This is a genomic window from Streptococcus ovis DSM 16829, assembly GCF_000380125.1.
GTDB classification, from domain to species: Bacteria; Bacillota; Bacilli; order Lactobacillales; family Streptococcaceae; genus Streptococcus; species Streptococcus ovis.
Genome location: NZ_KB904566.1, coordinates 45564 through 55918, shown reverse-complemented (window position 1 = coordinate 55918; position 10355 = coordinate 45564). Strand labels below are relative to the sequence as shown.

Genomic DNA, 10355 nt, shown 5'->3' with positions numbered 1-10355 from the left:
GGACTTATCCGAAAAGATATTGACAGCGAAGTTAAAACTTGTTAGAATATAGGTATTCAATTTTGAATGGTAACATTCGAGAGAGTTAAGTGACGATAGCCTAGGAGATACACCTGTACCCATGCCGAACACAGCAGTTAAGCCCTAGAACGCCTGAAGTAGTTGGGGGTTGCCCCCTGTGAGATACGGTAGTCGCTTAGCGAATCAAGAGGATTCAATATCCTTTGGGAGTTTAGCTCAGCTGGGAGAGCATCTGCCTTACAAGCAGAGGGTCAGCGGTTCGATCCCGTTAACTCCCATAAATAGGTCCCGTAGTGTAGCGGTTATCACGTCGCCCTGTCACGGCGAAGATCGCGGGTTCGATTCCCGTCGGGACCGTAAGACTCGTTAGCTCAGTTGGTAGAGCATTTGACTTTTAATCAAAGGGTCGCTGGTTCGAGCCCAGCACGGGTCATTTATGCGGGTTTGGCGGAATTGGCAGACGCACCAGATTTAGGATCTGGCGCCGAAGGGCGTGGGGGTTCAAGTCCCTTAACCCGCATAGAGAGAAAGAGCCGGCTTAGCTCAGTTGGTAGAGCATCTGATTTGTAATCAGAGGGTCGCGTGTTCAAGTCATGTAGCCGGCATTGAGGGAAAAAATTGCGAACGTAGTTCAGTGGTAGAACACCACCTTGCCAAGGTGGGGGTCGCGGGTTCGAATCCCGTCGTTCGCTTTGCCTCGCCGGGGTGGCGGAACTGGCAGACGCACAGGACTTAAAATCCTGCGATGGCAACATCGTACCGGTTCGATTCCGGTCCTCGGCATAAATAATAATGAGCACCCATGGCTCAACTGGATAGAGTACCTGACTACGAATCAGGCGGTTAGAGGTTCGAATCCTCTTGGGTGCATAACTCGCTTAATGGGAAACATTAGGGGAGCTTTATTTTTAGTTGATAGAACTATATCGGGAAGTAGCTCAGCTTGGTAGAGCACTTGGTTTGGGACCAAGGGGTCGCAGGTTCGAATCCTGTCTTCCCGATTGATGGCGGTGTAGCTCAGCTGGCTAGAGCGTCCGGTTCATACCCGGGAGGTCGGGGGTTCGATCCCCTTCGCCGCTATTTTTATCTTGTTGGTTTGCTGGACCTTTAGCTCAGCTGGTTAGAGCTCTCGGCTCATAACCGAGTGGTCGTAGGTTCAAGTCCTACAAGGTCCATTTTAGGGAGGATTACCCAAGTCCGGCTGAAGGGAACGGTCTTGAAAACCGTCAGGCGTGTAAAAGCGTGCGTGGGTTCGAATCCCACATCCTCCTTTTAAGATAATATTGACGCGGGATGGAGCAGCTAGGTAGCTCGTCGGGCTCATAACCCGAAGGTCGTAGGTTCAAATCCTGCTCCCGCAATAGAGATTTGGCTCGGTAGCTCAGTTGGTAGAGCAATGGATTGAAGCTCCATGTGTCGGCGGTTCGATTCCGTCTCGCGCCATTGGTATATTGATTTTTTGTCCAAGTTTTACTTGGGCGCGTAGCTCAGATGGTTAGAGCGCACGCCTGATAAGCGTGAGGTCGGTGGTTCGATTCCACTCGTGCCCATTCTATAAGGAGATGGAGAATTACTCAAGNGGCTGAAGAGGACGGTTTGCTAAATCGTTAGGTCGGGTAACTGGCGCAAGGGTTCGAATCCCTTATTCTCCGTGGTTAACGAGATTATCTTATGATATTCTCGTTTTATTGTATCTAAATGCGTGAGGAATTATTATGAATCGATACAAAAAGTCTAGATTAATTATGACAATCTCTTTCCTATTATTAATTTCTTTGTCTAGTTTGTTTTTTACTGTTTACCAAGGAGTACAGATTCCATATGTAACAAGTGGTGTAAGACAAATTTTTGCTGCTGTTGACTCAGTTATTGCAAAGCCTGTTCAATTTGTATCTGGTGAAAAAGATGAACTGTTACACTTGATTTCTGCTTATAAAGAGAATAAAGAACTAAAAGAAACAATTGCCCAACTTGAAAGTAAAGTTGCTGAAAACGAGGCTTTAATTGCCGAAAATGAAAGTTTACGCCAAGCTTTGCAAATAGATTCAATGGATGTGAATCAAGATATTGTATCTGCTCTTGTTGCTGTGCGAACTCCTAATGCTTGGAATCAAAAATTGATAGTAGATGCTGGTACAAATTCAGGTGTAAAAGAAAATATGTTTGCGGTTGCTAATGGTGGGTTGATTGGTGTAGTGAGTTCAGTAAATGATGATGCAACTACAGTTCGCTTACTTACCAATTCTGATGATTTTTCTAAGATTGCTGTAAAGATTTCAATGGATTCTGGGAATATCTATGGTATTTTGAATGGTTATGATACAGATAGTCATTCTTTTATCGTTAGTCAGTTAAATGAAAATGTGGAAGTTAAGCCTGGTAGTGCTGTTGTAACGAGCGATTTGGCTGGAAATTATCCTGCAAATATTCAAGTGGGAACAGTTTCTTCTGTTAAAAATCGTTCAAATAATTTAGACAGGGAATTGTTTGTTAAACCAGCAGCTAATTTTTCTAATATTTATGTTGTATCAATGATTGGAAAGTAGCTATGTTAAGAAAATCTATCAACTATTTGGCACCACTGCTTCTTCTAATTGCATTTTCATTAGATGGGCAGCTTACGACGTTGCTGATAAATTTGTCGCCGGGTGTCATTTCAATTTCTAGCCATCTCCTATTGATGGTGGGAATTTTTTGTTCATTTTATTTACCATTGTCTTATAGTCTCTTTCTATTTGCGATGTTAGGTTTCTTTTATGATATTTATTATATTGATGTGATTGGAATGGGAGTTACTTTATTTCCGTTGGTCATTTACCTTGTGTATTATTTTTATCAGTATTTAAAAATGAGACGGGTTACGAATCTGATTATTTTAATTGTCGTCATATTTGTGCTTAAATTTTCAATGTTTTTATTGGCAAGATTATTTCATATTTCAAATTTGTCAATGTTTCTCTTTGTTTTTTATGATTTAGCTCCTAGTTTGGTCTTTAATAGCATCCTGCTATTTTTATTACATCCAATGTTTGAAGCTCTTTTTGGATTTACAAATAAGACATAGAAATGTAACAAACGCGTAACATATTGGCGCGTTTTTTTTGTTAGAATAATATAGTCATAAAGAATAGAGGAGTTACACCTAGTTATGAAGAAAAAAATATTAGCAACACTATTATTAAGTAGCATTGTTTTATCAAATTTTGGAAATGTTGTAATAGTGAAAGCTGATGATACAGATAGCCAAATTGCTGTACAAGAAAATAAAATCAGTGAAATCTCTGCAAAACAAGCGACAGCTCAAGCAGAAGTAGATAAATTACAATCTCAAGTAGATACAATTCGTGCAGAACAAGATAAATTGACTGCTGAAAATGAAAAATTAGAAGCAGAGTCAAAAGCATTGAGTGCAGAAATTGAACAATTAGCTGCAGATATTGTTTCACGTGATGGTGCTTTAAAAGAGCAAGCACGTAGCGCACAAACAGATGCTTCAGCAACTAGCTATATCAACACTATCCTAGATTCTAAATCAATTGTTGATGCCATTTCTCGTGTTAATGCGATGCGTGAAATTGTTTCTGCTAATAACCGTATGTTAGAAAAACAAAAAGCTGATAAAGAAGTGATTGCAAAAAAACAACAAGAAAACCAAAAAGCAATCAATACTGTTTGGGATAACCAAAAGAAATTAGCTGATGATGCAGAAGCTTTGAAAGCACAAGAAGCAGCGCTTAAAGCAGCTCAATTGTCATTGGCTGCTGAAAAAGAAACAGCAGAAGGTAAAAAGGCAGAATTGCTTGAGCAAAAGGCAGCAGCGGAAGCAGCAGCTAAGGCAGCAGCAGCAGCGCAGGCTGCTTACCAAGCCAAGCAAGCTGCAGTAGCTCAACAACAACAGCAACAGCCTGTTGTCACAGCAGTAGCAGCTACACCAGTAGCTTCAACACCTGCACCTGCGCCTGCACAAACTAATACAGTAGCAACTCCAGTTCCAACACCTGCACCTGCACCGATTACATATAGTAGTGCTGGCAACACATATCCAGTTGGTGAATGCACTTGGGGTGCAAAACAAGCAGCTGGTTGGGTTGGTAACTATTGGGGGAACGCGAATATGTGGCCTGCTTCAGCTCGTGCAGCTGGATTTAGAGTAGGAAGTACTCCTGCAGTTGGTGCTGTTGCGGTTTGGCCATACGATGGTGGTGGTTACGGACACGTTGCAGTTGTCACAGCAGTGAATGGAGCACAAATTCAGGTTGTTGAATCTAACTATGCTGGTAATCGCTATGTAAGTAACTTCCGTGGATGGTTTAATCCAACTGCTGGTACATGGGGCGGAAGTGTTATGTACATCTATCCAAATTAAGAATAAGCTAAAAAATGTGGGAAACCACATTTTTTTTTGATTGAAAATTGTTACAAAAAGCGTTAAAATGGTATAGAAGAAAAAATAGGAGGCTATCATGGCGTTTTCTGACTTAAAGTTGTTTGCACTTTCGTCAAATCAGGAACTAGCAAAACAGGTTGCAGAACATATCGGACTTTCTCTTGGAAAATCTACTGTTCGTCAATTTTCAGATGGTGAAATTCAGGTGAATATCGAGGAATCCATTCGTGGAAGTCACGTTTATATTCTCCAATCAACAAGTTCACCAGTGAATGATAACTTAATGGAAATTTTAATTATGGTGGATGCTTTAAAGCGTGCATCCGCTGAGTCAGTGAATGTCGTTATTCCATATTATGGGTATGCACGTCAAGACCGTAAGGCACGTGCTCGTGAACCGATTACTTCTAAATTGGTGGCGAATATGTTAGAAACTGCTGGTGTGGATCGTTTGTTAACGATTGATTTGCATGCGGCACAGATTCAAGGATTCTTTGATATTCCAGTGGATCACTTGATGGGGGCTCCATTGATTGCGGATTATTTTGAACGCCGTGGGATGACTGGTGATGGTTATGTAGTCGTTTCTCCAGACCATGGTGGTGTCACTCGAGCTCGTAAGTTAGCCCAATTCTTAAAAACACCAATTGCGATTATTGACAAGCGCCGTAGTGTGGATAAGATGAATACATCAGAAGTCATGAATATCATCGGAAATATTGAAGGTAAAACTTGTATTTTGATTGATGATATGATTGATACGGCTGGAACTATTTGTCATGCAGCCGATGCCTTGGCTGAGGCAGGAGCTGTGGAAGTATATGCTTCTTGTACGCACCCTGTTCTTTCTGGACCAGCTATGGGAAATATTTCAAAATCTGCCATCAAGAAATTGGTAGTTTTGGATACGATTGAGATTTCTGAAGATCGTTTAATTGATAAGATTGAAACCATATCAACTGCAGAATTGTTAGCAGATGCGATTGTACGAATTCATGAAAAACGCCCATTATCACCACTATTTGAAACAGATAAATTTAAATAACAGCAAGAGTCATTGGGAAGCCAATGACTTTTTGTTGTGTTAATTTTTGAAAATACGTTATAATAAAACAGAAATGAGAAGTGTGTGAGGTGATAGTATGAATTTGAGCCAGCGTTTTAATAAGCAATTAGACCGAATTGAGGTATCAATGATTCGCCAATTTGATCAGTCCATATCAAATATCCCTGGGATTTTGAAATTAACCTTAGGTGAGCCTGATTTTGCGACAACGGATCATGTGAAGGAGGCTGCGAAAGCAGCAATTGATGCCAATCAAAGTCATTACACTGGGATGGCGGGTTTGTTGGAGTTGCGAGAAGCTGTTTCTGATTTTGTGAGAGAAAAATATCAGCTTGCTTATGCAGCAGAAAATCAGATTTTGATAACAATTGGTGCAACAGAAGCCCTATCTGCTTCCCTAGTTGCTATTTTGGAGGCAGGAGACCGTGTTTTGCTGCCAGCTCCTGCTTATCCAGGTTACGAGCCCATTGTGAAACTGATGGGAGCAGATGTGGTTGAGATTGATACAACTGCAAATAATTTTGTCCTGACACCAGAGATGTTAGAGAAAGCAATCATTGAACAGGGTGAGAAACTGAAGGCTGTGATTTTGAATTACCCAACAAATCCGACAGGTGTCACCTACTCTCGCAAGGAGATTCAGGCTTTAGCAGAGGTATTGAAAAAATATCCAATTTTTGTCCTGTCCGATGAAGTGTATGCAGAGTTGAACTACACGGGTCAACCCCATGTCTCTATTGCGGAGTATTTGCCGGAGCAGACAATCTTGATTCAGGGTCTGTCTAAATCTCATGCAATGACAGGTTGGCGGATTGGCATGATTTTATCTTCGCCAGAAATTATATCTCAAGTGATTAAGAGCCATCAATATTTAGTAACTGCAGCAGCTACATCGATGCAATATGGTGCGATTGAAGCGCTCAAAAATGGAAAAGATGATGCAGTACCGATGCGTGACGAATATAGGGTTCGTCGAGATTATCTGATGGAGAAAATGTCGGAATTAGGTTTTCAAATTATTCGGCCTGATGGGGCCTTCTATATCTTTGCCAAGATTCCAGAGGGCTATTCTCAAGATTCCTTTGCTTTCCTGCAGGATTTTGCGCGAAAAAAAGCAGTAGCTCTTATCCCAGGTGTGGCTTTTGGTCAATATGGGGAAGGCTATGTTCGAGTATCCTATGCAGCTAGTATGGAAGTCATTCAAGAAGCAATGAAACGGTTGAAGGAATATATGGAAGAATGCAAAGAGTAGAGACAAGGGGCCTGGTTTTATACAATCGAAATTATCGAGAAGATGATAAGTTGGTAAAAATATTTACAGAGCAGGCAGGGAAACGAATGTTTTTCGTGAAACATGCTTCGCACTCGAAATTGACCGCTGGGATTCAACAGTTGGTTGTGGCAGATTATATTGTTAAGTTGAATGAAGAAGGGCTTGGTTATATAGATGATGTGTCACAGATGAAGATGTTTAAACGGATACAGGCTGATATTTTTACACTTGCTTATGCTTCTTACGTGGTTTCATTGGCAGATGCCTGCATGCAGGATGGAATTATCGATGCAGCGTTGTTTTCTTTTGTTGAGAAAACGTTGGATTTGATGGAAGAGGGAATGGATGCAGAAATTCTCACCAACATTTTTGAAATTCAATTGTTGGGGCGATTCGGTGTATCATTGAATTTTCATGAGTGTGTATTTTGCCATCGTGTGGGTTTGCCATTTGATTATTCTTACAAGTATTCGGGAGTTTTATGCCCTCAGCATTATCAGGAGGATGAAAGGCGAAGCCATGTGGATCCTAATGTCCTCTATTTGTTGGATCAATTTCAGGCTATTTCCTTTGCAGAATTAGAAACTATTTCAATTAAACCTGAAATGAAGCGGAAGTTACGTCTGTTTATCGACCAGTTGTATGAAGAATATGTAGGCATTCACTTGAAGAGTAAGAAATTTATTGATAATCTGACAGATTGGGGTCAGATTATGAAAAAATAATGGTTATAAAAAGATTGGGAAAAATCTATTTTAGATATTCTTTCCAATCTTTTTTTGATAATTTTAGAATTTTTTTCGAATAGATAAAATGAGAGAGAAATCTTAATGATAATTTTAGGAGGAATCTTATGACAACACTATCAGAAATGTTTCAAGGTTATGTATTGGATTTGGAGAGAAAATATCAACATGTCATTGAAAATCGTTGGATGTGGTTTGTTTTTGGCTTAGTTGTCTTGGCGGGAATTGGTTTGTATGCTTGGTATTGTACTAGTCGAGGTAGAAGTTTTGCTTTTAATGTCAAATTCCATTGGCCAAAATCTGGACAAATGGGGATTGCATGTAACTAATTAAAAGAATAAGGGTGAGGTAGAAGTTGGTATTTGGAGGAAATTGATTTCTAAGCAAGTCTTCATTGTAAAATAAATACTCACTTAGACTAACTCCCTACTAAATGATTACATCAACCCTTTAAAACCATACGAGTTAGGAGATGGAGGTGCTTTTTCCAACCTCCTCTCTTTTTAGGAGGAAAATTTATGATTACTGTTACCAATTTATCTAAATCCTTTCAAAAAAAGACAGTTTTAGCTAATCTTTCCATACAATTTAAGCCTAAGGAAATTTATGTTATTGTAGGAATGAATGGTTGCGGAAAAACAACTTTCATGAATACAATGATGAATTTATTAAAAGCAGATAGTGGCACTATAATGTGCCATGGAGAGGTTGTAGGTACGAAGGATTACAAAAAATCAATCTTTTATATCCCATCTGATTTTTATCTGCCTGATTATCTTACTGCAGATGAATATTTAAAGTTAACCTTGAGGCATTATCCAAATTCAAGTGAGCAACAGGTAGATTTATTGTTTTCTATTTTTGATTTGGAAGATCATCGTTATCAATTATTAGAATCCTATTCCTTTGGTATGAAGAAAAAGATTCAGTTAATTGCTGCAATTGCAGCAAATACAGATTATGTATTTGCAGATGAATTGTTTAGTGGTTTAGATTTTGACACGGTTTTATTGGTACAGGAATTATTGCTTCACTTGAAAAGGACACGAAGTTTTATTGTTGTATCACATGACTTGAATACTTTGCAAAAATTTCCTGAAAATATTTATATTATGAATAAAGGGACTCTTACTAAATTTGAAGGAGAAGTTAATGCCATTAATGAACACGTGAAGGAGACAGGAGATATTGGTGAGAAAATCCGCAACATTCGTAAATATTTTATATCTGCTTAAATTATATCTTAAGGAATCTTTTCATGGCGTTTTACAGCAATCCTTTCTAAAAAATCCAAAAAGTCGACGGGGATCCTGCTGTTCGGTGTTGGAAGTTATTTATTCTATTTCTATCTTAATGTAGTAGAATTTGCAAAATTATCTCGTGTCGGGGAACTGTATAGTTTTGAGGAATTAAAGACGAATATCAGTCTTTCAATCGGTAGTTATAACAATTTATCACTGATAGCAGGAATTTTTATCTTCATACTAATGAATACAATTGTTTCTTTGCAAACTAGTTCCTTATTTCTAGCTAAAACACTACCATACAGTGAGACAGAGGTATATTGGTCCGTGAAGTTGTTCAAACTGGGCTTAGCTCTCTCTCTTTTTGAATTATTCTTTGTGATACTGATTCCAGGTCTCGGAGTTCTTCAGTCAGTTCCTATTGCTATTAGTTTGTTTTTATCTTGCCACTTTTTCTTTCTGATTAGTTATTTATTTTCAAATTTTTTGTATAATTTGATGATAAAATATATGGGATTTTCAGAAAGAAAAGGCCATGGAGCTATAACGTTATGTTATTTCCTGCTTGGTTTAAGTTATCTTTTTGTATTTAAATTCCATATTGAATTTTATCTGGTGAAAACGATAGAAAATCCGATTGAATTGGCACTTTTATTACTGGGAATATCTTGTGTGACACTGATTGTACTTCTTTTAGTAGATAGAACACAGTATGATGCTACATTCTTGCCAAAAAAGTTTCTTCCTATTCTATCAAATATTTCTTCGGGAAGAAGGATAGAAGCGGTCGCTTTAGCAATGATACGTACTAAATTCTTTCTTCATTCTGCTTTATTTCTTTTTTGTGTAGGCACATACTCGCTCTATATTGATGAGATAACCCTAGCAGGTCACAATATAATGGATTTTTGGCCACTTTTAGGGATGAGTTTTTTGCATTATGGGGATTCGACTGTAAGACATAGGAGAATGTATCCTCTTTTAAGATTTACTACAAAAAATGAATTTATTAGTTTATTACTATTTACAATTTTTTTAGCTTTGCCTTCCTTGTTATTAGGAGTTTATTTTGAAAATGGCTTATTGCCTTTTCTTCAGACTATGGCAGTCAGTTTGGTGAGTATCATTATTGGTTTTCTTTTTCCAAAATCAGCTAGTAGCATGAATGAGACGATATCCTTTGTGCTATTACTTCTTTCTGTTACTATGCTTTATATTTTGATGAAAGTTCCAATATTATTATTCCCTATTATGTTGGTGTTAATCACCATTTTAATGTATATTATCAAAACAGAAACGGAGACTGTAAAATGAAACAGTACTTACAACAATTTACATATGCTACTTTAACTTGGTTGTTTTTATTTGTAGTTGATTTTGGAGTAGAATTGTTCCAAATTTTTAATGAAACTAGAACAACGTTAATGGGGCTGGTTATTCAAAATATAGACACAAAAGAAACATTGACAAATGTCTTTTCTCTTGATGTACAATTTTATGTGATTTATGCAGTGTTTGTGACAATCTGGTTGACAGGTTATTTCTTATTAAAGAAACCTAGACGAGTTACCGCATGATTCTTTTCATATCTTTTCTAGGGATTGTAGGACTTGTTTTA

At 38.3% G+C, this 10355-nt stretch carries 10 protein-coding genes, 16 tRNA genes and 1 rRNA gene; all 27 read left to right on the top strand.

Translation table 11 applies throughout. The features are described from left to right. Positions 1 to 85 precede the first annotated feature (85 nt). The 27 genes from rrf (at position 86) to A3I9_RS0103930 (ending at position 10314) form a co-directional block, all read left to right on the top strand. Positions 86 to 201 (top strand): 5S ribosomal RNA (gene rrf / locus A3I9_RS0104060). A 25-nt stretch (positions 202 to 226) separates the two neighbouring features. Next, positions 227 to 299, top strand: a tRNA-Val gene (locus A3I9_RS0104055). Between the two features lie 6 nt (positions 300 to 305). After that, positions 306 to 378, top strand: a tRNA-Asp gene (locus tag A3I9_RS0104050). Positions 379 to 381: 3 nt separating this feature from the next. Next, positions 382 to 454, top strand: a tRNA-Lys gene (locus A3I9_RS0104045). Positions 455 to 459: 5 nt separating this feature from the next. Then, positions 460 to 541: transfer RNA gene (locus A3I9_RS0104040), tRNA-Leu, on the top strand. Positions 542 to 553: 12 nt separating this feature from the next. Then, positions 554 to 626 (top strand) — tRNA-Thr (locus tag A3I9_RS0104035). A gap of 15 nt (positions 627 to 641) precedes the next feature. Then, positions 642 to 713: transfer RNA gene (locus tag A3I9_RS0104030), tRNA-Gly, on the top strand. 7 nt (positions 714 to 720) lie between these two features. After that, positions 721 to 804: transfer RNA gene (locus tag A3I9_RS0104025), tRNA-Leu, on the top strand. A 13-nt stretch (positions 805 to 817) separates the two neighbouring features. Next, positions 818 to 891: transfer RNA gene (locus tag A3I9_RS0104020), tRNA-Arg, on the top strand. A 57-nt stretch (positions 892 to 948) separates the two neighbouring features. Further along, positions 949 to 1022 (top strand) — tRNA-Pro (locus A3I9_RS0104015). Positions 1023 to 1027: 5 nt separating this feature from the next. After that, positions 1028 to 1101: transfer RNA gene (locus A3I9_RS0104010), tRNA-Met, on the top strand. A gap of 21 nt (positions 1102 to 1122) precedes the next feature. Beyond that, a tRNA-Ile gene (locus A3I9_RS0104005) sits at positions 1123 to 1196 on the top strand. Between the two features lie 6 nt (positions 1197 to 1202). Continuing rightward, positions 1203 to 1292 (top strand) — tRNA-Ser (locus A3I9_RS0104000). A gap of 16 nt (positions 1293 to 1308) precedes the next feature. Next, positions 1309 to 1382: transfer RNA gene (locus A3I9_RS0103995), tRNA-Met, on the top strand. Between the two features lie 9 nt (positions 1383 to 1391). Then, positions 1392 to 1464 (top strand) — tRNA-Phe (locus A3I9_RS0103990). Positions 1465 to 1497: 33 nt separating this feature from the next. Further along, positions 1498 to 1571, top strand: a tRNA-Ile gene (locus A3I9_RS0103985). Positions 1572 to 1585: 14 nt separating this feature from the next. Beyond that, positions 1586 to 1673: transfer RNA gene (locus A3I9_RS0103980), tRNA-Ser, on the top strand. Between the two features lie 63 nt (positions 1674 to 1736). Continuing rightward, positions 1737 to 2567 (top strand): rod shape-determining protein MreC, encoded by an 831-nt coding sequence (gene mreC, locus A3I9_RS0103975; protein WP_018377781.1) that lies wholly within the window; start codon positions 1737 to 1739, stop codon positions 2565 to 2567. A gap of 2 nt (positions 2568 to 2569) precedes the next feature. Beyond that, positions 2570 to 3085: a rod shape-determining protein MreD gene (mreD, locus tag A3I9_RS0103970; protein WP_018377780.1), complete on the top strand. Its 516-nt coding sequence runs from the start codon at positions 2570 to 2572 to the stop codon at positions 3083 to 3085. 84 nt (positions 3086 to 3169) lie between these two features. Next, a complete protein-coding gene (gene pcsB, locus A3I9_RS0103965; protein ID WP_018377779.1) occupies positions 3170 to 4387 on the top strand; it encodes a peptidoglycan hydrolase PcsB in 1218 nt (405 codons plus the stop codon). 97 nt (positions 4388 to 4484) lie between these two features. Continuing rightward, on the top strand, positions 4485 to 5453 hold the full coding sequence (locus A3I9_RS0103960; protein WP_018377778.1) for a ribose-phosphate diphosphokinase: 969 nt from the start codon (positions 4485 to 4487) through the stop codon (positions 5451 to 5453). Positions 5454 to 5550: 97 nt separating this feature from the next. Then, positions 5551 to 6726, top strand: a complete 1176-nt coding sequence (locus A3I9_RS0103955) for a pyridoxal phosphate-dependent aminotransferase (protein WP_018377777.1) — start codon at positions 5551 to 5553, stop codon at positions 6724 to 6726. Then, the gene (recO, locus tag A3I9_RS0103950) at positions 6714 to 7472 is read left to right on the top strand and encodes a DNA repair protein RecO (protein ID WP_018377776.1); all 759 of its coding nucleotides are present in this window, start codon (positions 6714 to 6716) and stop codon (positions 7470 to 7472) included. Before A3I9_RS0103955 ends, recO begins: the two co-directional genes overlap by 13 nt. Positions 7473 to 7600: 128 nt before the next feature. Continuing rightward, positions 7601 to 7822, top strand: coding sequence for a hypothetical protein (locus A3I9_RS0103945; RefSeq protein WP_018377775.1), 222 nt, complete (start codon positions 7601 to 7603; stop codon positions 7820 to 7822). Positions 7823 to 8011: 189 nt separating this feature from the next. Beyond that, positions 8012 to 8728, top strand: coding sequence for an ATP-binding cassette domain-containing protein (locus A3I9_RS0103940; RefSeq protein ID WP_018377774.1), 717 nt, complete (start codon positions 8012 to 8014; stop codon positions 8726 to 8728). 519 nt (positions 8729 to 9247) lie between these two features. Beyond that, entirely contained in the window at positions 9248 to 10051 is an 804-nt protein-coding gene (locus tag A3I9_RS0103935; protein ID WP_156809163.1) for a hypothetical protein, read from the top strand. Beyond that, positions 10048 to 10314, top strand: coding sequence for a hypothetical protein (locus tag A3I9_RS0103930; protein ID WP_018377772.1), 267 nt, complete (start codon positions 10048 to 10050; stop codon positions 10312 to 10314). The genes A3I9_RS0103935 and A3I9_RS0103930 overlap by 4 nt, the downstream gene beginning before the upstream one ends. Positions 10315 to 10355 lie beyond the last annotated feature (41 nt).

What these genes read in the sequence shown, in the direction of transcription:
- A3I9_RS0103930 (WP_018377772.1), top strand. Translation starts at nt 10,048, where the DNA reads ATGAAACAGTACTTACAACAATTTACATATGCTACTTTAACTTGGTTG.
- mreC (WP_018377781.1), top strand. Translation starts at nt 1,737, where the DNA reads ATGAATCGATACAAAAAGTCTAGATTAATTATGACAATCTCTTTCCTA.
- recO (WP_018377776.1), top strand. Translation starts at nt 6,714, where the DNA reads ATGCAAAGAGTAGAGACAAGGGGCCTGGTTTTATACAATCGAAATTAT.
- A3I9_RS0103945 (WP_018377775.1), top strand. Translation starts at nt 7,601, where the DNA reads ATGACAACACTATCAGAAATGTTTCAAGGTTATGTATTGGATTTGGAG.
- A3I9_RS0103940 (WP_018377774.1), top strand. Translation starts at nt 8,012, where the DNA reads ATGATTACTGTTACCAATTTATCTAAATCCTTTCAAAAAAAGACAGTT.
- mreD (WP_018377780.1), top strand. Translation starts at nt 2,570, where the DNA reads ATGTTAAGAAAATCTATCAACTATTTGGCACCACTGCTTCTTCTAATT.
- A3I9_RS0103935 (WP_156809163.1), top strand. Translation starts at nt 9,248, where the DNA reads ATGGGATTTTCAGAAAGAAAAGGCCATGGAGCTATAACGTTATGTTAT.
- pcsB (WP_018377779.1), top strand. Translation starts at nt 3,170, where the DNA reads ATGAAGAAAAAAATATTAGCAACACTATTATTAAGTAGCATTGTTTTA.
- A3I9_RS0103955 (WP_018377777.1), top strand. Translation starts at nt 5,551, where the DNA reads ATGAATTTGAGCCAGCGTTTTAATAAGCAATTAGACCGAATTGAGGTA.
- A3I9_RS0103960 (WP_018377778.1), top strand. Translation starts at nt 4,485, where the DNA reads ATGGCGTTTTCTGACTTAAAGTTGTTTGCACTTTCGTCAAATCAGGAA.